This window comes from Ruegeria sp. CL3 (assembly GCF_056536505.1).
Genome location: NZ_JBQFPT010000001.1, coordinates 295,636 through 319,090 on the forward strand (window position 1 = coordinate 295,636; position 23,455 = coordinate 319,090).

General features: G+C 57.2%; 23 protein-coding genes and 1 tRNA gene. 8 read left to right on the forward strand and 16 right to left on the reverse strand.

The features are described 5' to 3' along the window. Positions 1-3: 3 nt before the first annotated feature. On the forward strand, positions 4-609 hold the full coding sequence (locus ACR0NO_RS01525; protein WP_480722740.1) for an invasion associated locus B family protein: 606 nt from the start codon (positions 4-6) through the stop codon (positions 607-609). 57 nt (positions 610-666) lie between these two features. On the opposite strand, the gene ACR0NO_RS01530 is transcribed toward ACR0NO_RS01525, so the two are convergent. From ACR0NO_RS01530 to ACR0NO_RS01545, 4 genes are read right to left on the reverse strand one after another with little or no spacing between them, the layout of a single operon-like run. Beyond that, the gene (locus ACR0NO_RS01530; protein WP_480722741.1) at positions 667-1,875 is read right to left on the reverse strand and encodes a beta-ketoacyl-[acyl-carrier-protein] synthase family protein; all 1,209 of its coding nucleotides are present in this window, start codon (positions 1,873-1,875) and stop codon (positions 667-669) included. A 9-nt stretch (positions 1,876-1,884) separates the two neighbouring features. Continuing rightward, positions 1,885-2,142 carry an acyl carrier protein gene (locus ACR0NO_RS01535; protein ID WP_170641583.1) on the reverse strand — a complete coding sequence of 86 codons (258 nt, stop codon included), beginning with the start codon at positions 2,140-2,142 and terminating at the stop codon, positions 1,885-1,887. A 32-nt stretch (positions 2,143-2,174) separates the two neighbouring features. Further along, positions 2,175-3,266 carry a UDP-3-O-(3-hydroxymyristoyl)glucosamine N-acyltransferase gene (gene lpxD, locus ACR0NO_RS01540; protein ID WP_480722742.1) on the reverse strand — a complete coding sequence of 364 codons (1,092 nt, stop codon included), beginning with the start codon at positions 3,264-3,266 and terminating at the stop codon, positions 2,175-2,177. Positions 3,267-3,303: 37 nt separating this feature from the next. Next, positions 3,304-4,908 (reverse strand): L,D-transpeptidase family protein, encoded by a 1,605-nt coding sequence (locus ACR0NO_RS01545; protein ID WP_480722743.1) that lies wholly within the window; start codon positions 4,906-4,908, stop codon positions 3,304-3,306. Between the two features lie 356 nt (positions 4,909-5,264). Between ACR0NO_RS01545 and mepK the strand changes: the two genes are divergently transcribed. Beyond that, on the forward strand, positions 5,265-5,834 hold the full coding sequence (gene mepK, locus ACR0NO_RS01550) for a peptidoglycan L,D-endopeptidase MepK (RefSeq protein ID WP_170373694.1): 570 nt from the start codon (positions 5,265-5,267) through the stop codon (positions 5,832-5,834). A 236-nt stretch (positions 5,835-6,070) separates the two neighbouring features. On the opposite strand, the gene ACR0NO_RS01555 is transcribed toward mepK, so the two are convergent. From ACR0NO_RS01555 to iscR, 9 genes are all read right to left on the reverse strand, one after another. Continuing rightward, positions 6,071-6,147, reverse strand: a tRNA-Arg gene (locus ACR0NO_RS01555). Positions 6,148-6,213: 66 nt separating this feature from the next. Further along, positions 6,214-7,434: a cysteine desulfurase gene (locus ACR0NO_RS01560; protein ID WP_480722744.1), complete on the reverse strand. Its 1,221-nt coding sequence runs from the start codon at positions 7,432-7,434 to the stop codon at positions 6,214-6,216. Between the two features lie 11 nt (positions 7,435-7,445). After that, positions 7,446-8,006, reverse strand: coding sequence for a YIP1 family protein (locus tag ACR0NO_RS01565; protein ID WP_480722745.1), 561 nt, complete (start codon positions 8,004-8,006; stop codon positions 7,446-7,448). After that, positions 8,003-8,488 carry a YIP1 family protein gene (locus ACR0NO_RS01570; RefSeq protein ID WP_170373691.1) on the reverse strand — a complete coding sequence of 162 codons (486 nt, stop codon included), beginning with the start codon at positions 8,486-8,488 and terminating at the stop codon, positions 8,003-8,005. Before ACR0NO_RS01570 ends, ACR0NO_RS01565 begins: the two co-directional genes overlap by 4 nt. Before the next feature lies 1 nt (position 8,489). Then, the gene (sufD, locus tag ACR0NO_RS01575; RefSeq protein WP_480722746.1) at positions 8,490-9,770 is read right to left on the reverse strand and encodes a Fe-S cluster assembly protein SufD; all 1,281 of its coding nucleotides are present in this window, start codon (positions 9,768-9,770) and stop codon (positions 8,490-8,492) included. Further along, a complete protein-coding gene (sufC, locus tag ACR0NO_RS01580) occupies positions 9,770-10,525 on the reverse strand; it encodes a Fe-S cluster assembly ATPase SufC (RefSeq protein WP_480722747.1) in 756 nt (251 codons plus the stop codon). The genes sufD and sufC overlap by 1 nt, the downstream gene beginning before the upstream one ends. A gap of 72 nt (positions 10,526-10,597) precedes the next feature. Next, positions 10,598-12,118 (reverse strand): Fe-S cluster assembly protein SufB, encoded by a 1,521-nt coding sequence (gene sufB / locus ACR0NO_RS01585; protein WP_170373688.1) that lies wholly within the window; start codon positions 12,116-12,118, stop codon positions 10,598-10,600. An 18-nt stretch (positions 12,119-12,136) separates the two neighbouring features. Continuing rightward, the gene (locus ACR0NO_RS01590; RefSeq protein ID WP_480722748.1) at positions 12,137-13,180 is read right to left on the reverse strand and encodes a cysteine desulfurase family protein; all 1,044 of its coding nucleotides are present in this window, start codon (positions 13,178-13,180) and stop codon (positions 12,137-12,139) included. Between the two features lie 51 nt (positions 13,181-13,231). Further along, positions 13,232-13,690 (reverse strand): Fe-S cluster assembly transcriptional regulator IscR, encoded by a 459-nt coding sequence (gene iscR / locus ACR0NO_RS01595; protein WP_170373686.1) that lies wholly within the window; start codon positions 13,688-13,690, stop codon positions 13,232-13,234. 175 nt (positions 13,691-13,865) lie between these two features. On the opposite strand from iscR, the gene ACR0NO_RS01600 reads away from it, so the two are divergent. The 6 genes from ACR0NO_RS01600 to ACR0NO_RS01625 all read left to right on the forward strand — a co-directional run bounded on the left by ACR0NO_RS01600 (position 13,866) and on the right by ACR0NO_RS01625 (position 19,405). Beyond that, positions 13,866-14,519, forward strand: coding sequence for an alpha/beta hydrolase (locus ACR0NO_RS01600; protein ID WP_170373685.1), 654 nt, complete (start codon positions 13,866-13,868; stop codon positions 14,517-14,519). Beyond that, entirely contained in the window at positions 14,519-14,764 is a 246-nt protein-coding gene (locus ACR0NO_RS01605) for a hypothetical protein (protein WP_170373684.1), read from the forward strand. Before ACR0NO_RS01600 ends, ACR0NO_RS01605 begins: the two co-directional genes overlap by 1 nt. After that, a complete protein-coding gene (locus tag ACR0NO_RS01610) occupies positions 14,761-15,918 on the forward strand; it encodes an HD domain-containing protein (RefSeq protein WP_480722749.1) in 1,158 nt (385 codons plus the stop codon). The genes ACR0NO_RS01605 and ACR0NO_RS01610 overlap by 4 nt, the downstream gene beginning before the upstream one ends. A 374-nt stretch (positions 15,919-16,292) precedes the next feature. Continuing rightward, positions 16,293-16,628 (forward strand): SMR family transporter, encoded by a 336-nt coding sequence (locus ACR0NO_RS01615; protein ID WP_170458169.1) that lies wholly within the window; start codon positions 16,293-16,295, stop codon positions 16,626-16,628. Positions 16,629-16,704: 76 nt separating this feature from the next. Next, positions 16,705-18,522, forward strand: a complete 1,818-nt coding sequence (typA, locus tag ACR0NO_RS01620) for a translational GTPase TypA (RefSeq protein ID WP_170373681.1) — start codon at positions 16,705-16,707, stop codon at positions 18,520-18,522. 289 nt (positions 18,523-18,811) lie between these two features. Continuing rightward, positions 18,812-19,405 (forward strand): hypothetical protein, encoded by a 594-nt coding sequence (locus ACR0NO_RS01625; protein ID WP_480722750.1) that lies wholly within the window; start codon positions 18,812-18,814, stop codon positions 19,403-19,405. 121 nt (positions 19,406-19,526) lie between these two features. Here ACR0NO_RS01625 and ACR0NO_RS01630 read toward each other — a convergent pair whose 3' ends face one another. The 3 genes from ACR0NO_RS01630 to alaS form a co-directional block, all read right to left on the reverse strand. Continuing rightward, positions 19,527-20,150, reverse strand: coding sequence for a transglutaminase-like cysteine peptidase (locus ACR0NO_RS01630; RefSeq protein ID WP_170638729.1), 624 nt, complete (start codon positions 20,148-20,150; stop codon positions 19,527-19,529). Between the two features lie 339 nt (positions 20,151-20,489). Next, positions 20,490-20,777, reverse strand: a complete 288-nt coding sequence (locus tag ACR0NO_RS01635) for a DUF1330 domain-containing protein (protein ID WP_170638730.1) — start codon at positions 20,775-20,777, stop codon at positions 20,490-20,492. Then, positions 20,778-23,450: an alanine--tRNA ligase gene (gene alaS / locus ACR0NO_RS01640; protein ID WP_480722751.1), complete on the reverse strand. Its 2,673-nt coding sequence runs from the start codon at positions 23,448-23,450 to the stop codon at positions 20,778-20,780. Between the last annotated feature and the right edge of the window lie 5 nt (positions 23,451-23,455).

The following is a 23,455-nucleotide window of genomic DNA, read 5'->3' on the forward strand; positions in this document are numbered from 1 at the left end:
TTCATGTTCAAGAAACTCCTCTCGTTTAATACTCTGGCAGCCGTTCTGATATGTGGAGCGGTTAGCGCGCAGGAAACGACTTCCGAAGGCACGACCACTGAAGGCACTGGGGCCGATGCGGGCGCGGGCCTCGATTTGGGCCAATCCGGTCCTCGTGTAGGTGAGCAATTTGTCAAAGAAGAATCCGGCGATTGGGATGTCTCATGCATCAAGGCGCCGGAAGGCGAAGATCCCTGTGCGATCGTTCAGGTTCTGAACGGCCCTCAGGGTGATCCGATTGCAGAAGTGTCCATCGGCAAGTTGCCCGAAGGCGGAGCGGCTGTTGCATGGGCCAATGTGATCGTACCGTTGGAGACCCTGCTACAAGCGCAACTGGCCCTGTCGATCGACGGCGCACCGCGCAAGCTCTACAACTACCACCATTGTCTGCCTGTTGGCTGTGTCGCGCAGTTGGGCCTCAGCCAGGGTGACATTGACGCGATGAAAGCGGGCAGCAAAGCGACCTTCTCGCTGGTTCCCGCGCGCTTCCCCGATCAGGTTATAACAATGGATATGTCCCTGTCGGGCTTCACTTCGGGCTTTGATGGGCTGGCCGTTAACGTCAACTAAGTCATCTGCGAATAGAGATCGCCGCCGCAGCTTTGTGGCGGCGGTTTTCTTTGCATCTCAGACGCTTTTGAGCGCCAAGACCGCATTCAACCCGCCAAACGCAAACGCATTGCTGAGCGCCACGTCGACCTTGGCCTCCCGCGCGACGTTTGGCACCACGTCCAGCGCGCATTCCGGGTCGGGTTCTTCATAACCGATGGTGGGCGCGATCACTCCGTCCCGCAGTGCCATGATACAGGCCAAAAGCTCCACGGCTCCGGTGCCTCCGATCAGGTGACCGTGCATGGATTTGGTCGACGAGATCATCAGATCATCCGCATGCGGTCCAAACACATCCGCTACGGCGGCACACTCCGTTTTGTCATTTGCCGCAGTACCTGTGCCATGTGCATTGATATAACACACATCGCTGGCGTTCAGTTTGGCATCTGCCAACGCGCCCGCCATCGCTCGCGCGGCACCCTGCTTGCTGGGCATCACGATATCCGAGGCATCCGAGGACATGGCGAATCCCACAACCTCGCACAGGATATCTGCGCCGCGCGCGCGGGCATGTTCGAATTCCTCGAACACAAAGGCACCGGCACCCTCGCCCTGCACCATCCCGTTGCGGTTGGCGCTGAAGGGTCGGCAGGCATCCTTGGACATCACACGCAGACCTTCCCAGGCCTTCACACCGCCGAAACACAGCATGGATTCAGATCCACCGGTGATCATGGCAGGCGCGGCCCCGCTGCGCACCATCTGAAACGCCTGTGCCATGGCATGGTTCGACGACGCGCAGGCCGTCGAAACCGTAAAACTGGGGCCTTTCAGGTTATGCTCCATTGAGACATGGCTGGCCGCCGCGTTGTTCATCAGCTTGGGCACCACAAAGGGATGCACCCGGTTCTTGCCGTCCTCATAGACCGAGCGGTAATTGTCATCCCAGGTCGATACGCCTCCACCCGCCGTACCCAGAACCACACCGGATCGTGCCGCGAGCTCGCCGTGGAACTGAATGCCCGACTGGTCGATCGCTTCCTTCGCGGCTGTCAGAGTGAACTGCGTGAACCGATCATAGAGAGACATCTGCTGGCGGTTAAAGCGACCCTCCGCCTCGAACCCCCGCACCTGACCTCCGATCTTGATTGCCAGACGGTCAACATCGCGGAATTCCAGATCAGATATACCACAACGCCCTTCGCGCATGGCCTCGAGCGTGTCGGGGACCGAATGACCCAGCGAGTTGATGGTGCCCGCCCCGGTAATGACAACCCGTTTCATTGTTTCGGGTCAGACCTTTTCCGACACAAGCTGTTCGATGCCCGCAATGATCGCGGCTACGTTCGAGATGTCGAAATCATTCGCCTCGGGCTCATTGGCGTTGAAGGGAACCGATATGTCGAACTCTTCCTCAATGGCAAAGATGCTTTCGACCAACCCCAGGCTGTCGATGCCCAAATCCGCAAGTGTGCTTTCGGGTGTGACATCCGATGGCTCCAGAACGGCCTGCTCTGCAATGATTGCGATGACGCGGTCGCTGATGCTCATGTTGATCCCCTGGCTATCAATCTGAGGATGATTTAATCGCTCGGAGACTGTTTGAAAACAGCCTTTTTCAATGCCTCGACGTCGCGAGCCATGCGCGGCAAGCGGCGTTGAGCCTTGTAGATCTCGGTATGGGTGTCCATCTTGACGCCTGGATACCCCATGATCACCCGACCCGCGGGCACGTTGGACAAGATCTTGGTTGCGCCCCCCGCGATCACGCCATCGCCAATGAAGATATTGTCAGCCACGCCGGTTTGACCGCCAAGAACCACGTTGTTTCCCACATCGACTGAGCCAGACAATCCACTTTGACCGCACAGCAGACAATCGCGCCCGATGCGCGTGTTGTGACCCACATGCACAAGGTTATCGAGCTTCGAACCATCGCCAATTCGCGTGTTTCGGATCGTACCATTGTCGATCGTACAGTTAGCGCCGACCTCGACATCGTCCCCGATTTCCACTGCGCCCAGAGAATGGATGCGCAGCCAGCTTTGCGCTTTTGCATCGCCCTGATCGCCCAACGTCTTGCGCGCGTTTTCAACACCTGAAATCTCAGGAGTAACAAAGCTGAACCCGTCGGCACCGATACGCGCGCCGGGTTGGGCGATGAAGCGGTCTCCGATTTGCACACGCGAACCGATGCTGACCATTTCGCGGAGCAGGGCTTGCTCACCCAACACCACGTCCATTCCGATTGTACAGTGCGGACCGATCACCGATCCCGCGCCAATCTTCGCCCGCGCGCCGATAACGGCCAACGGACCGATCGAGACACCCTCAGCAATTTCAGCCGTCGGGTCGATCACAGCCGAGGGGTGAACACCTGGCTCAACGCCCTGCCCCCGGTCCAGCATTGTCGTGATACCAGCCATCGCCATGCGGGGGCGCGTAACAAAGATCGCAGCGCGCAGGCCCATTGATTGCCAATCCGCGCCTTCCCACAGCATTGCCGCGCGGGCCTCACCGCCCGAAAGCGTTTCGGCATATTTGGGGGACATTGCCATCGCCAGATCGGTTGGTCCGGCATCACCCGGTTCAGCGGCCCGCAGAATTGTCAGGTCTGTTTCACCCTGACACTCGGCCCCAAGGCTTTCGGCGATCTGTTGGATGGTGAACTGCATAGCGGGCGTCCTCTTGGGCAGGATTTACCCTGAGTGCTTACCCCTGAACGTCCGGCAGGGCCACCCCTGCCTTTTGCAGCGCGTCCCAAATTTTGGCATCGCGGTTATAGACGTCGCGGCGATACTGAACTTCACCTTTCGGGCCTATATAGGCGGTGCGATAGATCAGGTGGACGGGCACTTTCTTGTCCAACTTCACTGTCGTTTCCTTGCCGGTATTCAATACACGGTGGAAGAACGCCTTGGGGTCCTCTTCCTGTTTGGACAGCAGCGCATAGGCGAACTCAAAAGGTTGCGCCAGGCGGATGCACCCGTGGGAGAACGCCCGAACCTCACGTGCAAACAGAGATTTCTGAGGCGTATCATGCAGGTAGATGTTGTACTTGTTGGGGAACATGAACTTCACCAGCCCAAGCGCATTGCTTTTGCTGGGCGGCTGACGCATTGCGAACGGGAAGTTGCGTGCGGTAAACTGGGTGAAGTCGACGGCCCCTCGATTGACCTGACGACCACTGCGATCCGTGATCTGGATATGTCCCACCGCGTTCGGGTTCGATTTCAGTTTCGGCAGGTATTCCTTGGTGATGATCGAGCGTGGCACATACCAGCTGGGATTGATCACCATATGCTCCATCTCATCTGAGAATTCGGGGCTGCGGCGATCATGTACGTTTTTACCGATCACGGCGCGGGTCTCGAACGTGACCAGCCCGTCATCCACGATCTTTGCCGAGAAGTCGGCCTGATTGACCAAAATATGCCGCTCACCCCGATCGCGCGGCAGCCAACGTTCCCGCTCCAAGGCAACATAGACGGCTTTCAACCGGTCCGAAGCCGGTCGGTTCAGCTCGGTGATGGTGCCTTGTCCGGCCACACCGTCCGATTCCAGTCCGTGTGCTGTTTGGAACGCCTGAACGGCCGCAAGCAGGTCGTCATCAAATTCTGGACTGGCCGTGGGCTTAAGGTAACCCATCGCAACAAGCCGATTGCGCAGTTTGATCACATTCGGACCGGTATCGCCGTATTCCAGTTTAGCCACTGGAACGGTCGGCCCCCACCCGCCCTGGCGGATCAGGTTCTCCAACGCGATCTTTTGCTTCATCAAGGCGCGATATTGGGCGGTCTCTGGGATCAGAGTTTCAAAATACGCTGCACCTTGGGCGTTGAGTGCCTCAAGATGCTGGTTTGCATCACGGCGTTTAACCTCGCGCACCAGGCCATCATCAATACTGGCTGGCCGCAAGGCGCCGGAATAGATGTCATTTGCATAGGTCAGGAAGACACGGGACAGCTCAGCCTCGACCGTGCCCAAATCGCGAACTGATCGCGCCTCAGCCATCTGATCAACCAAGGCCTGCACATCAAATGCTGCAGGCAATCCATGGCGCTCCATCTCGGATAGGGCTTTGATCAACGCCGTACGGCGTTTGGCGTGTTCTGCTGTATCGCCGACCCACAGAGGGACAAAGCCATTGCTGCGGTAAAATTCAGCAATCTGATCAGAGGGAGAGGTATTCTCGGCAACCGCCATCCGAAATGCCGTGTTCGAACCTTCGCCTGATGACGCGTTCGCCATAGAAGCCGTCGCCAGAAAACAGGCGGTAAAAACAAAGCTGGTACTGGTCCGTAACACTGAGAGCATGGGATGGCCTTGGTTCTTCAATAACTTATGCGATGTCTGCCGGAGCTTTATTTATATATGGTTTTCAGCCATTGGGCTTGTCTATTCACAAATACCTTACCTTTTTTCTTCTCTTGCATCCTGATGCGCGTTTGCATCTACCCGATGCCGAAAACACTCAGTTGCTCAATAAAATGACTCATTTGCATCACCTGCGCAAAAAACTGCCGAAAATTCCCCCTAACAAAGGTGCATTCCAAAGACTTCTTGGCCGACGATTCCAACTGTGCCATACATTCGCCATCTGGGATGGGAAAATATTAATACAGCGCGCGTAACATCGTGCGCAGGCAGGAACAGTACGGGACGAAACAAAAATGACCAAGAGCAGTACTTCGGGTATTACCCGTCGTGCCCTTCTGGGCGCATTCGCGGCAACGGCCGTGGCGGCAGCACCGACCTATTCCAACGCAGCAGGTTTTCTTCGTGGTGGTGGCGATATTCGCCGCATCCGCATGTATTCCGGTCGCACGGGTGAGCGGATTGATATGGTTTACTGGGTTGACGGCAAATACATCAAAGACGCCGTTAAAGAAGTGAACCACTTCATGCGCGATTGGCGCACCGATCAGTCGAAAGCGATGGATTTGCGCACAATCGACATCATGGCGGCGTCTCACAACCTTTTGGATGCTGATGAGCCCTATATGCTCCTGTCGGGGTATCGCTCGCCACAAACCAACGCCATGCTGCGGTCCAAATCGCGCCGGGTAGCGCGGAACTCGCTCCATATGCAGGGACAGGCGGCTGACCTGCGCCTCGCATCCCGCTCGGTGTCGCAGATGGCCAAAGCGGCCATGTCCTGTCGTGCAGGCGGTGTTGGACAATACTACCGTTCGAACTTTGTCCATATGGATTGCGGCGTTGTTCGCAGTTGGCGCGGCTAAGCGCGCTGTCGTTTAATGAGATGGACTTGGCAGGCCATTAGGTCTGCCTGAGTGTTGTTGCAAAACTCGAATTTTGCTGGAACGGGCTGCTGCAATTGGCGGCCTTTGTTCGTTGCAGCGCCAATCACCCAACGTTTCTCTAGCTTGTTCAGGCTAAAGATATTTCCAAATCAAACATCTAGCGGTTTCAAGGACCACTACGGTTGGGCTGAACAAATCATCAAGTATGTGAGAAGTGGCGCACCTGAGAGGATTCGAACCTCTGGCCTCTGCCTTCGGAGGGCAGCGCTCTATCCAGCTGAGCTACAGGTGCCTTGGCCGTTAGCTAACCTTGTTCCGAGCCAGGTGCAACTGGAAAACGGACCGGCTCGGTCGAGATTTAGGCAAACAGATCATGCGCCAGTTCAAGTGCGTCGATCAGGGTGTCGACCTCATCCGTGGTGTTATAGAGGCCAAAGCTGGCGCGGCAGGTGGCCGTCACCCCAAGGTGTTCCATCAAAGGACCGGCGCAATGGTGACCGGCGCGAACCGCAACGCCTTTCTTGTCCAGAATCGTCGAAACATCATGCGCATGCCCCGCCCCATCCAGCGTGAAGCTGAAGATCGCGGCCTTGTCCGGCCGTGTGCCCTGAACCTGTAGCCAGTTTAGACCGGTCAGACGCTGCATGGCATAATCGCGCAGACCCGCTTCGTGACTGGCGATATTCGCCATCCCCAGATCCATGATGTAGTCCAGCGCAACGCCCAGTCCGATGGTTTGCACGATGCCCGGTGTGCCGGCCTCAAACTTCATTGGCGGATCATTGTAGATGACCTGATCCTTGCTGACCTCTTTGATCATGTCACCGCCGCCGATGAAGGGGCGCATTTCGGCCATGCGTTCGGATTTGATATAGATCGCACCGGAACCCGAGGGGCCATAGAGCTTGTGCCCAGTGATGGCATAGAAATCACAGCCGATATCCTGCACGTTAACCGGCATGTGAACCGCACCCTGGCTACCATCAACCAAGACCGGCACGCCCTTGGCATGCGCGCCTTCGGTGATGGCCTTCACGTCGACCACGGTGCCCAAAACGTTCGAACATTGCGTGACCGCGACCAGTTTGGTTTTGGGGCCGATCGCGTCAATCACGGCTTGCGGATCAAGCCCGCCATCCGCATCGACATCGACCCATTTCAGCACCACGCCCTGACGCTCACGCAGGAAATGCCAGGGCACGATGTTGGCGTGATGCTCCATCACGCTGAGGACGATCTCATCCCCGGCCTCAAGTCGCGGCATGGCCCAGCCATAGGCGACCAGATTGATCCCTTCGGTCGTGCCGGAGTTCAGAACAATCTCATCCTCATCCGCAACACCAAGAAAGCGCGCAACCGTGCCACGCACGGACTCATATTTCTCGGTCGCGAGGTTCGAGAGGTAGTGAAGCCCGCGATGCACGTTGGAGTATTCCTCGGCATAGGCGCGCGTTACAGCGTCAATCACGACCTGAGGTTTCTGCGCTGACGCGCCATTGTCCAGATATGTCAGGGGTTTGCCGTTCACCTGCCGCGACAGGATCGGGAAATCAGACCGGATTTTCTGCACATCATACATGAGAGATCTTTCTAGACAGGACCCAACGGGTTGAGAAATAGGACAAAAGGTACCGCCAGCAACGCCGTCAACAAAATGACACCAAAGGACTTGCCCAGAGATCCAAACTTGTGCGCCTCATTCAGAAAATGAAGCGTTATGTAGAGGCTGTAGATGGCCGTTGCCAGGATCAGAGGGGCCATAAAAGCGACCGCGATCAAGCTCAGCGCGAGGGTCGCGACCAGTGCTGCAATTTGCAGAAACTGGAGCCAGATCGTCAGGATCATCAGATCTTCAAAACGCCCCGTTCCGCCCAGAAAACGCCCGACATAGCGAAAGGCCAGAATGCTGAACAACATGGTTCCGGCAGATCGGATTAGCACAACCGGAATCGACTGGGATACAGTCGGGCCACCCGATGCGGCGATCGACATATCTATGCCCATCTGCGCTATGCAATTGAGGACAACGGCTAGAAAGAACGCCAGCCACAAAACCTCGCGCCCCGGGTTGAGGGCCAAAATCTGTCGCGCCGCTTCGGCAGGTTTTCTGAGCGTCAGGCTAGCCAGCGGGCCCAGGGGGGGTATAGTCATTCAGCCGACCTTTGTGCTTGTCGCAATCCGGATAACCAGAACCAGACAAAAACGGCAACCCAAATCAATCCGACCAAAGTTTGTGTCGGACCGGGGCCGATGAACCCGGCGACCAGTCCGTTTAGCAAAACCAAAGGTGCTGAGGACAAGAGCGCCCAAAACAATGCCAGTCTAGCACCATAGGCACTGCCCTGCCCGCCCACCAGACGCGCGGCCCAATGTGATACCAAGGCCAGCGTGTAAAAGAACAGCGGCAGGATGAAGACCGAGCCCAAAAGCGCTCCGCCCAGAAGCATGTTCAACTCGACCTGCTCAAGATGCGCGCGGCGGGCTAAGCTGGGCATTTGCGCGATGAACGCCACCACGCAAAAGGCCATGACGAAGATCAGCGCCCTGTCTTCGCGCGGCCCCATATCCAGAAGCCGGCGCACAACGCGCCCCGGCCCCCGGTATGTGGCGACGATATCTGATGAGACCGGCATATCAGCTGTGACGCGAAAGCCAGCCTTCCAGACGGGTCACGATCTCTTCGGCCAGTGTCTCGTCCTCGATCTCATCCACCGCTTCGGCAAGGAACGCCAGCGTCAGCATGTTGGTGGCGTCCTTCGTCGGAACCCCGCGCGAGCGCAGGTAGAACAAGGCCGTCTCATCAATCGCGCCCGAGGTAGACCCGTGCGAACAAGCAACGTCATCGGCGTAGATTTCAAGCTCGGGCTTGGCGAGGAACTGGCTGTCATCGTCCAGCAAAAGCGACTGGCTGATCTGGTAGCCATCGGTCTTCTGCGCGCCTTCCTTTACAAGGATCTTGCCTTGGAACACGCCCGTCGCGCCGTTGCGCAGGACCTTCTTGAACACCTGACGGCTTTCGCAATTCACCGCGTCATGGGTAACAAAAACGGTGTCGTCGTGGTGAAAATCACCGTCCCCGACGCAAGCACCGGCCACATGGGCCACGGCATCGTCACCGGTGAGTTCTACCACCTGCTCGTTACGAGTCAGCACGCCATTGGCTGTAAGAGTAAACGACTTATAGGTCGATTCCTGACCCAGACGGGTGAACATATGGGTCGCGGCCCGGCGTTCATGATCCCGGCCCTGTGCGCGGACGTGGTGCAAGGTCCCGTTGTCGGCGATGTCGATCTCCATGCACTTATTGAAGCGCGACGCGGCTGGACCATTCTCGAGAATCGTGGCCTCGGCATCGCTTTCAACACGGATCACGTGATGCAGGATCGCGTCCGAGTCTTCCGACTCGTGACGGTACACCAGATTGATCGGCTTCGACGGTTTGCCGGTTACATGGATGGCAACGCCGTCGGTCGCGAATGCGGTGTTCAAAGCAGCCAGAGGACGCTGAACCGGGGTTTGGCCCCGCTCCTCGAGCTTGCCGTAAAGATCCTTGGCCCAGTGGATATCCTTGCAGCAGATATCCTCCAGCCGGTCGATCTTGACACCTTCGAGGCTCAGATCATCCGAGGCTTCGGCATCGAACACACCATCGACGAACACGATCTGCAGCCGATCGACATCGTTGAACACCATCGGCTCGCCCGAGTCGAAAACGGCGGCCTTGGGCGCATCGGCCGAGACCAGCGTATCCGGACGCGTGTATTTCCAGTATTCATCGCGACGGCTTGGAAGACCCATTTCACGGACCCGGGCCAAAGCCCCTTGGCGCGCGGCCTTGGTACAGCCGGGATCAGGCATCGTCAGCGAGGTCAGACGCTCTTCGGTTGCGGTCTGTTTTGCTTGCGGTAAGGCCATCAGTTCACCTCGGCAAGAATGTCGGCATACCCGTTGTTTTCAACTTCCAGCGCCAACTCAGGACCACCCGATTTCACGATGCGGCCATCGGCCATGATGTGAACGACATCCGGTTTGATGTGGTCCAGCAGGCGCTGGTAGTGGGTGATGACCAGGAAACCACGTCCCTCATCCCGCAGCGCGTTCACACCTTCGGAGACCAGCTTCATCGCATCCACGTCGAGGCCCGAGTCGGTCTCGTCCAGAATGCACATTTTGGGTTCCAGCATCGCCATCTGCAGGATTTCATTGCGCTTTTTCTCACCGCCGGAGAAGCCGACATTGACCGGACGCTTCAGCATGTCCGCGTCGATCTTCAGCGATTTCGCCTTTTCGCGAACGAGTTTCAGGAAGTCAGCGGCCGACAGTTCCTCTTCGCCACGTGCTTTGCGTTGCGCGTTCACAGCGGTGCGCAGGAAGGTCATGTTGCCGACGCCCGGGATCTCAACCGGGTATTGGAACGCGAGGAACACACCAGCTGCGGCACGCTCTTCCGGTTCCATCTCCAACAGGTCTTCGCCGTCCAGAGTGGCCGAGCCTTCGGTGACCTCATAGCCATCGCGCCCCGACAGCACATAGCTGAGCGTCGATTTGCCCGAGCCGTTCGGGCCCATGATCGCATGCACCTTGCCAGCCTCGACCGTAAGGTCGACGCCCTTAAGAATTTGCTTGTCTTCTTCTTCAAGCTGCACGTGCAGGTTCTTGATTTCCAGCATGTTTTGTCCTTTTGCGTATCGCAAGAGGGCGTGCGGCCCCCGCGTAAATTCTGATTTCAGAGAGGCTTGGATTTAACCCACAGACCCTTCGAGACTGATGGCCACCAACTGCTGGGCCTCCATCGCAAATTCCATCGGCAGCGCCTGCAGCACGTCCTTGCAGAACCCGTTGACAACCAGCGCCACGGCCTCTTCCTCGTCCATGCCACGTTGACGGCAGTAGAAAAGCTGATCGTCGTCCACCTTTGAGGTCGTCGCCTCGTGCTCAACGCGGCTCGAGTTGTTCTTGACCTCGATATACGGAACCGTATGCGCACCGCATTTGTCGCCGATCAGCAAGCTGTCACACTGGGTGTAGTTGCGGCTGTCTTTGGCTTTCGGGTGCATCGAGACCAGACCACGATAGGTGTTCTGCGCCTTACCTGCGCTGATGCCTTTGGAGACGATGCGCGATTTGGTGTTCTTGCCCAGGTGAACCATTTTGGTGCCGGTGTCGGCCTGCTGATAATTGTTGGCAATCGCGATCGAGTAGAACTCACCCTGGCTTTCCTCACCGCGCAGGATGCAGGACGGGTATTTCCACGTTACGGCCGAACCGGTTTCGACCTGAGTCCACATCACCTTGGAGCGATCCCCACGGCAATCGGCACGCTTAGTCACGAAGTTATAGATACCGCCCTTGCCGTTCTCGTCGCCGGGGAACCAGTTCTGAACGGTCGAGTATTTCACCTCGGCATCTTCTTCGACGATGATCTCGACAACAGCCGCATGCAACTGCGCGGTGTCGCGCTGAGGTGCGGTGCAGCCTTCCAGGTAAGACACATAGGAGCCTTTGTCAGCGATGATCAAAGTACGCTCGAACTGGCCGGTGTTTTCCGCGTTGATACGGAAATAGGTGCTCAGCTCCATTGGGCAGCGGACGCCCGGCGGGATGTAGACGAACGAGCCATCCGAGAACACAGCCGAATTCAGCGTGGCATAGAAGTTGTCCGACACCGGAACCACGGTGCCCAGATATTTCTTCACCAGTTCAGGATGCTCTTTGATTGCTTCCGAGATCGAGCAGAAGATCACGCCGGCCTTCTTCAACTCGGCCTGGAAGGTTGTACCAACGGAAACTGAGTCAAACACGGCGTCGACGGCCACTTTACGACCCTCTGCGGGCATATCCTCGGCGCCTTCGACACCTGCCAGAATCATCTGTTCTTTCAGAGGGATACCCAGCTTTTCGTAAGTGGCCAGAAGCTTGGGGTCGACCTCATCCAAGGATTTGGGCTTCTCTTCCATGGATTTCGGACGGGCATAGTAATACTGGTCCTGAAAGTCGATCTCAGGGTAGTTGACCATGGCCCATTTCGGCTCTTCCATCTTGGTCCAGCGCTCGAAGGCCGACAGACGCCATTCGGTCATCCATTCCGGCTCTTCGTTCTTCTCCGAGATCAGCCGAACGATATCTGGATTCACGCCTTTGGGCGCGTACTCCATCTCGATCTCGGTTTCCCAGCCGTATTTATAAGTGCTGACCTCGCGTACCGCATCCACGGTTTCCTGATCGACACCCTCTTTTACCTGGGTCTGGTCCAAAGCGGCCATTGTTTACCCTCCGTCAGATCACGCGGCCCGCGCGCGATGCTTTTTCTCTTTCTCAAGCCACGTTTCGGCGAAACGCAGCACATCTTCCTTGGTAGTCCGAGGTCCCAGCGACACGCGGATTGCGCTGGCTGCCGTCCCCTCATCAAATCCCATCGCAGTCAGAACAGCGCTTGCGCGGACCTTTCCGCTTGAACAGGCCGAGCCCGCACTGACCGCAAAACCAGACAGGTCCATCTGCATGACCTGCGTTTCACCCTTCCAACCGGGCGATGCGAAACATGACGTGTTTGGCAGGCGCGTCTGGTCTTTCCCGACAAAAATAGGTGATCTTTCACCAGCCTCAAGGGCGTTTTCTAGAATATTTCTAAATTCTTCGACCTGCTCCCAAACACCATTGGCAAGATCCTTGGCAGCTGCTTCAGCAGCGGCCCCGAACCCCGCGATTCCAATGACATTTTCGGTGCCCGAGCGCCGCCCCATCTCTTGCCCGCCACCCTTGATCTGAGCAGGCAGATCCGTGCCGCGTTTCATCACGACGGCTCCGATCCCTTTCGGCCCACCCAGTTTATGCGCAGACACTAGCGCTATCTGAACGTCCATCCAATTGAACGCAATCGGCAGTTTGCCAAATGCCTGGGTCGCATCGGTCACCGCCAGCCCCTTCGGTAGCGTCTGCACGATACCCGTTTCCGAGTTCGCAACTTGCAGCGTCGCATTCGCTGGCTCGTTCACAGTGGCCATCCCGTCCGAAGAAACCAAGATATCCTCGGCAATCCATGCTCTTACCGCGTCATGCTCAATTGATGCACCGTGCAGATTTCGACCCGCCAAAGCCAAAGCGGCGCCTTCGGTCGAACCTGAGGTAAATACGATATCCGCACCATCAGCCCCAAAAGCCGATGCCACCTGCGCCCGTGCGCGTTCGATAAAAGCCTTCGCCGCGCGCCCCTCGGCATGGACCGACGATGGGTTCCCGCAGACATCCATTGCCGCGATCATTGCGTCCCGCGCTTCGGGCCGCAAAGGCGTGGTGGCGTTGTGATCGAGATAAACACGATTCATGGAGTCATATTTTCCCAGATATTTCTGAAACTTGTACTCAGAGGCTACGGATCACTCGTCCACAACAGCAAACAGGTTAGGAACCGCCGGACAGGGCGCGAGGTCGTTCTTGATCACGTCAGACAGACGGGTCTGATGCAGGAACACATAGACATGTGCGCTGAGGCTTTCCCATAGACGGTTCGTCAGGGATTGCGCCCGGCTGCCGGAGGACGCGCCCGAGGCCCCGGCCCCCTTGGCCATTGCATCCACCGTCTCATCTACGGCGGACAGAATCTCGACAACGCGGATCTCCGACGGCTGCCGTGCAAGACGATATCCCCCACCCGGTCCACGCGTAGATGTCACAAGCTCGGCCCGGCGCAGTTTCACGAACAACTGCTCCAGATACGGCAGCGAGATATCCTGCCGTTCCGAGATTTCACCCAGTGTCACGATCTTGTCCGAGGGCTGCAGCGCAATGTCCGCCAGCGCCACCATGGCATACCGGCCCTTTGTCGACAGCTTCATTGTCATTTCCCTTCGGCAAGTTGGACGCGAAATCATTGACGCCGCCGCCGCCAGTGCGTATCTCCGACTGACAGCGCGTTGCGCAGGATATCACATTTAGAACCGTTCTAAGGTGCCCAACGAATACAGTCAAGTATTTCCCGGCGCCCAAGATAAAGACAGGACCAAAGCACACATGCCCGAGGTGATTTTTCCCGGACCCGAAGGCCGCCTGGAAGGCCGCTACCACCCGCAAAAGGAAAAAGACGCACCGATCGCCATCGTGCTTCACCCGCATCCTCAGTTCGGCGGGACCATGAACAACAAGGTGGTCTATAATCTGCACTACGCGTTCTACAACATGGGCTTCACCGTGTTGCGCTTCAACTTCCGCGGTGTAGGCCGCAGCCAGGGCGAGTATGACCAGGGTGTGGGCGAGTTGAGCGATGCCGCCTCGGCACTAGATTATCTGCAGTCGATGAACAACAACTCCAAGCATTGCTGGGTTGCTGGCTTCTCTTTCGGTGCCTGGATCGGAATGCAGTTGTTGATGCGCCGCCCGGAAATCACCGGTTTCATCAGCGTGTCACCCCCGGCGAATATGTACGACTTTTCGTTCCTCGCCCCCTGCCCGTCTTCGGGTCTGATCATCAATGGCTCGTCCGACCGCGTGGCGCCTCCGGCGGATACAACTGCGCTTGTCAACAAGTTGCATGAGCAGAAGGGCATCACGATCACTCATAATGAGGTCGAAGGCGCGGATCATTTCTTCCAGGATCAGCACATGGATACGCTCATCACCGATGTCAGCGACTATGTGAAACGCCGCCTGACCGAGAACACGCGCTAATGACAGACACCATCAATACCCTCGCTGCCAAACTGGCCGAGGATACATTGAAGGTCATGGACGAAACCGGTGATGACCGGTTTTACATGGAGGTCGGCAACCTGCTTGCAGCCTCCTCCCAATCTCTGGAAGAGGCCTTTCTGACCGAGATCCGCGTGCGCCTGTCTGAACGTCAGGCCCGCCAATTCGTGATCAAACGCCTAACAGATCACCGCTCCAAGCTGAAAGCGATTGAAAAACAATGAATGATCGACTGTCCGCGCAAATCGCGTTTCTGAAACAAGCGGACAAGTTGAAGACGGTGGATCGGGCAAACACCCTGCTGGATCAGTCTCGCCCGGAAAACTCTGCAGAACACAGCTGGCATCTTGCGCTTTGGGCGCTGGTCATGGGGCCTCTGGCCGGGCCGGACGTGTCAATTGATCGCGTCATCCGCATGTTGTTGCTGCATGATCTAGTCGAGATCATTGTGGGCGACCATCCAATCCATCTTGAGACCGACTGGCAGAGCGTCGCCAAGGCCGAACACGCCGCGGCTCTGGACTTGTTTGGTCTATTGCCGCCAGACCAGACCCGGATTTTTCTGGACCTCTGGACGGAATTCGAAGCCGATCAAACGCCCGACGCCAAGTTCGCCAAGATGCTCGACCGGTGTCAGCCCCTGTTTCAGGTGTTGTATGCCTCTCCTAAACGGCCAGATCATATCGAGATTGCGCGCGAGAACCTCGCGACCGGGCGCGCGGCTTATCTGAGTGAGGCGCTGCCTCAGGCCTATGAACACGCGGCTGCGCTGTTGGCGGATGCGCCGACCGAGGAAAACAGTTTTACCCAACGGTTGGCGTTTTTGGTTGAGGCGGATCAGTTGAAATCCGTCCTGCGCGCATCGCGCCTCATGGCGACTGATCGGTTCGAAAACTCGGCCGAGCACTCGTGGCACATATTGCTGTATGCGTGGGTTCTGGCCGAACATTCCGATGCTGAGGTCCAGTTGGTCCGCGTCCTGCAAATGCTGCTGCTTCACGATATTGTCGAGATCGACGCCGGAGATCACCCAATCCACAGTCAGGTCGATCACGCCGCCCAAGCCGAAAAGGAAGAGGCCGCAGCGCGACGCCTTTTCGGATTATTGCCCCATGATCAAATGCAGGCGTTTTCGGATCTCTGGCATGAGTTTGAGAGCGCCAACTCGGCAGATGCGCGGTTCGCCAAGGCTGTTGATCGGTTTCAGACCCCAATTGCCAATCTTGAAACGGGCGGCGGCTCGTGGGTGGACTATGCCGTGACCTACCCTCAGATCGAAGCGCGGGTACGGCCCGCCATCGAACGCGGTGCGCCCGGTCTTTGGGATTGGTTGCAACCGTATTTGGCAGATTACTTCACGGTTTCAGCGAGGGGCTAGGCAAAAGAAAAAGGGCCAAAAACGGCCCTTTTCCCTGCTTGGATCTTGATTAACGCCAAAACTACAAAACAAAGAAACCAACTAACAATTGGGTTGCATCAGAACTGACGGACCCCCCGTCTGCAAGCCACCCTAGCGCCGCAATAAGAGTCGAAGCAAAAACGACGTATTTAATAAACACAGTCATTGAAAAACTCGAAAACAAATCAACAAATACTGTTCTGTTATTTGCATAAATTGTGATCAGATCGTAGTCAGGTATACCCGACCTTTATCTTGTGGTGTCACGCACCCCAGCAACCGAATGTGCTTGCCGGGGCAGCCTTTTTCATGTTGAGAATTCGCGCGTGATTTGAATGCAAGAGGTTGAGATCATGCCCAAAGCCTACCTTATCCTGCTGATGGCCGTCTTTGCCGAAACCGTAGGCACAACGGCCTTACAGGCCAGTCAGCAATTCTCGCGCTTCTGGCCTTCGGTTCTGGTCGTAGTTGCTTACGGGCTGGCGTTTTACCTGTTGGGATTGACGTTGAAATACATGCCAGTGGGCATCGTCTATGCGATCTGGTCTGGGCTTGGGATTTTTTTCATCGCAATCATCGGCTTTGTGGTGTTTGGGCAAAAGCTCGACCTGTGGGCGGTTCTCGGGCTGACCCTGATATTGGCCGGAATCCTGATCATTCATCTGTTTTCAAAGACCGCAGGCCACTGAACGCCGGTTTGGGCTGGTATATTGCGTCAAGCCGCGCTATGCGCCGGGCAACTTCCCGTTCAAAGGTTGACCTCTCATGGACCTGCGCAATATCGCAATCATCGCTCACGTGGACCACGGTAAAACGACCCTGGTGGATGAGCTGCTCAAACAATCCGGCGCGTTCCGGGAAAATCAGGCCGTGGCGGAACGCGCCATGGACAGCAACGATCTTGAACGCGAGCGCGGCATTACGATTCTGGCCAAGGCGACCTCGGTCGAATGGAAAGGCACGCGCATCAATATCGTCGACACCCCCGGCCACGCCGATTTTGGCGGCGAGGTTGAGCGCATCCTAAGCATGGTGGACGGTGTTGTCCTATTGGTTGATGCGGCTGAAGGCCCGATGCCTCAGACCAAGTTCGTGACTTCCAAAGCGCTGGCATTGGGCCTGCGCCCCATCGTGGTCCTGAACAAGGTCGACAAACCCGATGCTGAACCCGACCGTGCTTTGGATGAGTGTTTCGACCTCTTCGCCAACCTCGGCGCAGATGATGATCAACTGGACTTCCCGGCCATGTATGCCTCGGGCCGTTCAGGCTGGGCGGATATGGAGCTGGATGGGCCGCGCAAGGACCTGACAGCGCTTTTTGATCTGGTCGTCGATCACGTGCCTGCGCCGAAACAGGCCGAAAAGAAGGACGAACCGTTCCGCATGCTGGCAACCACCTTGGGCAGCGACCCGTTCATCGGCCGTATTCTTACGGGTCGTGTGGAAAGCGGTACTCTGAAAGCGGGCGACAGTCTCAAAGCACTCAGCCGCGATGGCTCGCTGATCGAGAATTTCCGCGCGTCGAAAATTCTGGCCTTCCGCGGTCTGGCCCAACAGCCGATCGATGTGGCCGAGGCCGGTGACATCGTGACCATCGCAGGTATGAGCAAAGCCACCGTCGCAGACTCGCTAGTGGCGCCGCAGGTTGAAGAGGCCCTGCCCGCTCAGCCCATCGACCCGCCGACCATTACCGTGACCTTTGGCATCAACGACTCGCCTCTGGCTGGTCGTGACGGCAAAAAGGTGCAATCTCGCGTTATCCGTGACCGTCTGATGAAAGAGGCGGAATCCAACGTTGCGATCCGTATCACCGACACCCCGGGCGGCGAGGCGTTCGAAGTGGCCGGTCGTGGCGAATTGCAGATGGGCGTTCTGATCGAGAACATGCGCCGCGAAGGGTTCGAGCTCAGCATCTCTCGTCCGCAGGTTTTGTTCCGCGAGGAAGACGGTCAACGGCTGGAGCCTGTCGAAGAAGTCACGATCGACGTGGATGACGAATATTCCGGTGCGGTCATCGAAAAGATCACCGGTGCGCGTAAGGGCGAACTGGTCGAGATGCGCCCTGCCGGTGCCGGAAAAACCCGGATCATAGCGCATGTGCCGTCCCGTGGCCTGATCGGCTATCACGGAGAGTTCCTGACGGACACCCGCGGCACTGGTGTTCTGAACCGCGTGTTCCATGGCTGGGCTGCGCATAAAGGGCAGATCCCGGGCCGTCGTGCTGGCGTTTTGATCTCGATGGAGAATGGCCAGGCCGTCGCTTACGCCCTGTGGAACCTCGAAGAGCGTGGCCGCATGTTCGTTGGCCCTCAGACTGATGTCTATCAGGGCATGGTGATTGGTGAACATTCCCGCGACAACGATTTGGAAGTGAACCCGCTGAAAGGCAAGAAACTGACCAACGTGCGGGCCAGCGGCTCGGACGACGCGGTGCGCCTGACACCCCACATACAGTTCTCGCTTGAAGAAGCCATCGCCTATATTGATGACGACGAACTGGTCGAGGTGACGCCTAACGCAATCCGTCTTCGCAAGCGATTCCTTGACCCGCATGAGCGGAAACGGATGGCGAAAGCCGGATAAAACGCCGTTCTCGATTGGGAAACAATGCCATTTTTGTGACATTATTTCCTCAATCCTGAAAAATGGTATTCTAGGAAAGGTCAGCCCTCGGCTGGCCTTTCTTGTTGGTTTTTCATGATTTTTGCGTTTTTTTCGGTCCTTTGGCAATCTCGCCAAGTGGGCGCCAACTTGCAAGTTCGACCTTAAAAAGGTGTAATCTTGTTCAAAGTGTGACGTCGTTCATACAAGCCCATTTGGTTTTGGTGCATAAGTTCGACGCAGAGATTAACGAGTACCGAGGAGTTCCATCATGGGCATCCATTCCAGCAAACTAAAAGTAATCGCCGCAGCTGTTGCCGTTCAAATGGTAGGCGTTACAGCCGCACAAGCCGCATGTACCGTCTCAACGGCACGTCAGGCAGCAAGCTCGCCCGAGATCCTCTGCGAATGTGACGCCGTCACATCGGGTATGATCCGCTACATTCAGCGTCGCGCCGATTTCGGCAACTTCCTGGCCCGTACCGGCGCGGAATGCCCGCAACTGGCCGCGCTGCTTTCGGACTTGCCGACCGCATCCACAGGGTTCGCTGATCAAAGATCCGGGGATGGCAAACCTGATGGAAATCCCGGTACTACGGGTGGTCCGTCTGGAAATCCTCCGGGTGACGATGGCGGTCCCGATGACAAAGGCGGCGACGACGGCAAAGGTGGCGACGACGGCAAGGGTGGCGACGACGGCAAAGGTGGCGACGACGGCAAAGGTGGCGACGACGGCAAAGGCGGCGACGACGGCAAAGGTGGCGACGACGGCAAAGGTGGCGACGACGGCAAAGGTGGCGACGACGGCAAAGGTGGCGACGACGGCAAAGGTGGCGACGACGGCAAAGGTGGCGACGTCACATAACAAATTCTGAGGTTTCTGATCCTGCTTAGAACACAATTCCAACTGCAGGTTTGTTGTGCACTGCGAGAATCCAAAAGGGCGCCCAAGCAGGCGCCCTTACCTCATCAGACTGTAGATTTGGTCAACTATTCCCGTAAACCCCAACCCAACGGCGCGGCCGCTTTGGGTCTTGCATCCTCAGAAACAGATACCGGGTCGCTTTCCACGGTTTGATGCTGTTTGTCAGGTTGTCCAGAACCAGATCTCCCTGAGCTGATCGATAGACCAACACAGCATGCGCGTTCCGACGCGTATCCAGAACAGTCGCAATCAAAAGCTTGCTCGGATCAATTCCTGCTTTGATCAGGTTCCGCTTTTTCAACAACGCAAAGTCTTCGCAATCACCGCCGCGTGTCGTCGGCAAGGCCCAAAACTCACGCTGTCTGTATTGCGATTGGTCTGTAATTGCACGGGTGGACGCGTTGACTTGCAAGTTCACTCTCTTGACGATCTGCATTTCCTGCTTGCTCGTCAACGAGGCCGCTCTTTGGCCTGAACAGGCCCAACTGTACTGACGGCAAAGCTGCTGCGCTCCGGACGGTGGTGGAGAGGCTGAAATCGCAGTGATGAACGCGCCCTCTGACGCCTGCGCCACAGAGGCGGTGAAAAACGACGTCAGGACCAAAGCGCAAATCCCAACGGAGCGCCCTGAAAATCTGGCGACCGACCGAAGACCCGCCGAAAAACCTACTGCCGAATATTTCATACCCGTTCCTCAATCCATGTTGCCCGCGTGAGTCCGGCCAATCAGGGTGTCGAAGTTTTCCGACTTTAACCGCAAGTGGCTCTGGTGACGCAATCAATGTTGAGGATCAGGGGTAAAAAAGGCGGAAATTCGTAACATTCCGCGGCAATTTCGGGCAAGAATTGAGGGCAATCCGCCACATTTATGACTGGGTCAGAATGCGGAAACGCCGCAACTAATTGTTTTTATGCTGCTTTTGAAAGCAATACGGCCTCCAAGAAAGAACTGGAAGCCGCGCAGAATTTCATGTGCTGGTTTTCGCCGAAACCGTCAATTCGACCCGGCTGAAACAGCTGATTCTCAATCGGTGATTTCAACAACGACCAATTCGCGCTCACTTGCCCCGCGGGCGTGATCGAGCGCTTCTTGGTAGGCGGCGGAGTTATAGCACTCGACCGCGGCCTCAACCGAAGGGAAACGTGCAACCACATTGCGCGGACGTTCCTTCCCCTCGAGCTGAACATAACGCGCGGCACGCGCGATGAATTCTCCGCCATGTTGAGCGATAGCGGGCCCCGCCAGCTCGGCGTATTTTCCATAGGCCTCAGTGTCAGTCACCGTGACATGTGCGATCCAAAGAGCAGCCATTTATCCCTCCAATACCTGTTCGGCGGCTTTGATCGCCGCATCTGCGTTGGCCGCGTCTTTGCCGCCACCTTGAGCCATGTCCGGGCGACCACCGCCGCCCTTGCCACCCAGTTCCACCACTGCGGCTTTGACCAGATCAACGGCAGAAACCGTGTCTGTCAGGTCCGCCGTGACCCCAGCCGCGACGGCCGCTTTGCCGCCTGTATCCGCGATCAACAGAACCGCGCCAGATCCTAGTCGGCTTTTGTGCTCGTCAATCAAGGCCGGAAGATCCTTGCCGGACACACCGCTGAGTGCCTGGGCCAGAAACTTGACGCCATTGACCTCGGTCGCTTCCGCGCCGCCGCCCTGTCCAGCCCCTCCGGCCATAGCGAGATCCCGGCGCAGCTGCGCGACTTCGTTTTGCAAGGCTTTCCGCTCATCAAGCAGAGATTTCACACGGGACACAACGTCATCCGGCTGCGCTTTCAGCTCTAACGCGACCTGTGCCAATCGGTGATCCTGCGCGGACAGATAGCGGAAGGCTTCATCGCCCGTCAGCGCCTCAATTCGCCGGACACCCGCACTGCTTGCACTGTCGCCCAGCACAACGAACGTTCCGATATCGCCGGTCTGGCGGACATGCGTGCCACCGCAAAGTTCAACGGACCAGGTCTCACCATCCTGGCCCTTGCCAGTCGGCGCCTTGCCCATCGAAACAACGCGAACCTCGTCGCCATATTTCTCACCAAACAAAGCCTGAGCGCCCAGCTTACGCGCGTCATCCGGCGTCATGATCCGGGTTTCAACGCTCGAGTTCTGGCGGATGAAGTCATTCACCTCACGCTCGACCTTTTGGATTTCCTCCAGCGTCAAGGCTTTGGAATGGCTGAAATCGAACCGTAAACGATCCGAGGCATTTAACGAACCCCGCTGCGCCACGTGGTCGCCAAGCGTTTCGCGCAGGGCTTCGTGCAAAAGGTGTGTGGCCGAGTGGTTGGCACGAATGGCCGAACGGCGCGTATGATCCACCTCCAGCTCAACCGCGTCTCCCTTGGACAGGGTGCCATGGTCCACGGTCACCTTGTGTGCATAGACTTTGCCATCAGCGAATTTCTTGGTGTCTTCAACGCGGGAAATATCTTCGCGCGCATCAAGGCGGCGCAGCTCACCACTGTCGCCGACCTGACCACCGGCCTCGCCATAGAACGGGGTTTGGTTCACGACGACCCAGCAACTGCCACCCTGTTCGATCTTGTCGACCAGAGCGCCATCGACGATCAGCGCCGCGACCTGAGCCTCGGCTTTTTCGGTGTCATAGCCCAGGAAATCGGTCGCGCCAGCGCTGTCGGCCACGTCAAACCAAACCGCCTGATCCGCAGCCTCGCCGGAACCGGCCCATGCCGCGCGGGCTTTGGCTTTCTGCTCTGCCATGGCCGCATCGAACCCGTCAGTATCGACGGTCCGGCCTTTTTCCCGCAGGGCATCCTGGGTCAAATCGAGTGGGAACCCATAGGTGTCATAGAGCTTGAACGCCGCATCACCGGACAAAGCAGCACCGTCGGGCAGGCCCGCGACCTCGTCATCCAGCAGCTTCAGGCCGCGATCCAGCGTTTGCTTGAACCGTGTTTCTTCCAGCAGCAGAGTCTCTTCGATCAACGCCTGCGCCTGCCCCAGTTCCGAGTATTGCGCGCCCATCAGTTGTACGAGCGAGGGCACCAGCCGGTGCATCACCGGATCCTTGGCGCCCAAAAGGTGTGCGTGACGCATGGCGCGGCGCATGATTCGGCGCAGAACATAGCCACGTCCGTCATTGCTGGGCATCACGCCGTCAGCAATCAGGAACGAGGTTGAGCGCAGGTGGTCCGCGATCACGCGGTGGTGAACGTTCTGATCGCCATAAGGATCAACGCCGGTCGCCTCCGCCGAAGTCTCGATCAGTGTCTTGAACAGGTCGGTGTCGTAGTTGTCATGGCTACCTTGCAGCAGCGCGCCGATCCGCTCCAGCCCCATGCCAGTGTCGATCGACTGCATGTCAAGCTCCACCATCGAGCCGTCCTCGAACTGCTCGTTCTGCATGAAAACGATGTTCCAAATTTCGATGAACCGGTCGCCATCTTCCTCAGCCGATCCCGGAGGGCCGCCCCAGATGTGATCGCCGTGGTCATAAAAAATCTCGGTGCAGGGACCGCAGGGTCCGGTCGGCCCCATCTGCCAGAAATTGTCGCTGGTCGCGATACGGATGATGCGATCCTCGGGAACGCCGACTTTCTTCCAGATTTCAAAGGCTTCGTCGTCGGTGTGATAGACCGTGGTCAGCAGACGGTTTTTGTCGATGCCGAATTCCTTGGTGATCAACTCCCATGCGAAGGGAATCGCGTCGTGCTTGAAATAGTCACCGAAGGAGAAGTTCCCCAGCATCTCAAAGAAAGTATGGTGGCGCGCGGTATAGCCAACATTGTCGAGGTCATTGTGCTTGCCGCCCGCTCGTACACATTTCTGCGCGGTGGTTGCGCGCTGATAGTCGCGCGTTTCCACACCGGTGAACAGGTTCTTGAACTGCACCATGCCCGAGTTCACGAACATCAAAGTCGGATCATTGCGCGGCACCAGAGGGCTGGACGCCACCACTTCATGCCCCTGCTTGTCAAAGTAGTTCAAAAAGGTCGATCGGATGTCGTTCAACGTTGGCATGGGGC

Bases quoted from the DNA above. Each gene is read 5' to 3' on its own strand.
- sufB (WP_170373688.1), bottom strand. From the start codon at position 12,118: ATGGCCGCTTTGGACCAGACCCAGGTAAAAGAGGGTGTCGATCAGGAA.
- typA (WP_170373681.1), top strand. From the start codon at position 16,705: ATGGACCTGCGCAATATCGCAATCATCGCTCACGTGGACCACGGTAAA.
- ACR0NO_RS01605 (WP_170373684.1), top strand. From the start codon at position 14,519: ATGACAGACACCATCAATACCCTCGCTGCCAAACTGGCCGAGGATACA.
- sufD (WP_480722746.1), bottom strand. From the start codon at position 9,770: ATGGCCTTACCGCAAGCAAAACAGACCGCAACCGAAGAGCGTCTGACC.
- ACR0NO_RS01635 (WP_170638730.1), bottom strand. From the start codon at position 20,777: ATGGCTGCTCTTTGGATCGCACATGTCACGGTGACTGACACTGAGGCC.
- ACR0NO_RS01570 (WP_170373691.1), bottom strand. From the start codon at position 8,488: ATGCCGGTCTCATCAGATATCGTCGCCACATACCGGGGGCCGGGGCGC.
- mepK (WP_170373694.1), top strand. From the start codon at position 5,265: ATGACCAAGAGCAGTACTTCGGGTATTACCCGTCGTGCCCTTCTGGGC.
- iscR (WP_170373686.1), bottom strand. From the start codon at position 13,690: ATGAAGCTGTCGACAAAGGGCCGGTATGCCATGGTGGCGCTGGCGGAC.
- ACR0NO_RS01625 (WP_480722750.1), top strand. From the start codon at position 18,812: ATGGGCATCCATTCCAGCAAACTAAAAGTAATCGCCGCAGCTGTTGCC.
- ACR0NO_RS01590 (WP_480722748.1), bottom strand. From the start codon at position 13,180: ATGAATCGTGTTTATCTCGATCACAACGCCACCACGCCTTTGCGGCCC.
- lpxD (WP_480722742.1), bottom strand. From the start codon at position 3,266: ATGCAGTTCACCATCCAACAGATCGCCGAAAGCCTTGGGGCCGAGTGT.
- ACR0NO_RS01560 (WP_480722744.1), bottom strand. From the start codon at position 7,434: ATGTATGATGTGCAGAAAATCCGGTCTGATTTCCCGATCCTGTCGCGG.
- sufC (WP_480722747.1), bottom strand. From the start codon at position 10,525: ATGCTGGAAATCAAGAACCTGCACGTGCAGCTTGAAGAAGAAGACAAG.
- ACR0NO_RS01565 (WP_480722745.1), bottom strand. From the start codon at position 8,006: ATGACTATACCCCCCCTGGGCCCGCTGGCTAGCCTGACGCTCAGAAAA.
- ACR0NO_RS01535 (WP_170641583.1), bottom strand. From the start codon at position 2,142: ATGAGCATCAGCGACCGCGTCATCGCAATCATTGCAGAGCAGGCCGTT.
- ACR0NO_RS01545 (WP_480722743.1), bottom strand. From the start codon at position 4,908: ATGCTCTCAGTGTTACGGACCAGTACCAGCTTTGTTTTTACCGCCTGT.
- ACR0NO_RS01630 (WP_170638729.1), bottom strand. From the start codon at position 20,150: ATGAAATATTCGGCAGTAGGTTTTTCGGCGGGTCTTCGGTCGGTCGCC.
- alaS (WP_480722751.1), bottom strand. From the start codon at position 23,450: ATGCCAACGTTGAACGACATCCGATCGACCTTTTTGAACTACTTTGAC.
- ACR0NO_RS01525 (WP_480722740.1), top strand. From the start codon at position 4: ATGTTCAAGAAACTCCTCTCGTTTAATACTCTGGCAGCCGTTCTGATA.
- ACR0NO_RS01610 (WP_480722749.1), top strand. From the start codon at position 14,761: ATGAATGATCGACTGTCCGCGCAAATCGCGTTTCTGAAACAAGCGGAC.
- ACR0NO_RS01530 (WP_480722741.1), bottom strand. From the start codon at position 1,875: ATGAAACGGGTTGTCATTACCGGGGCGGGCACCATCAACTCGCTGGGT.
- ACR0NO_RS01615 (WP_170458169.1), top strand. From the start codon at position 16,293: ATGCCCAAAGCCTACCTTATCCTGCTGATGGCCGTCTTTGCCGAAACC.
- ACR0NO_RS01600 (WP_170373685.1), top strand. From the start codon at position 13,866: ATGCCCGAGGTGATTTTTCCCGGACCCGAAGGCCGCCTGGAAGGCCGC.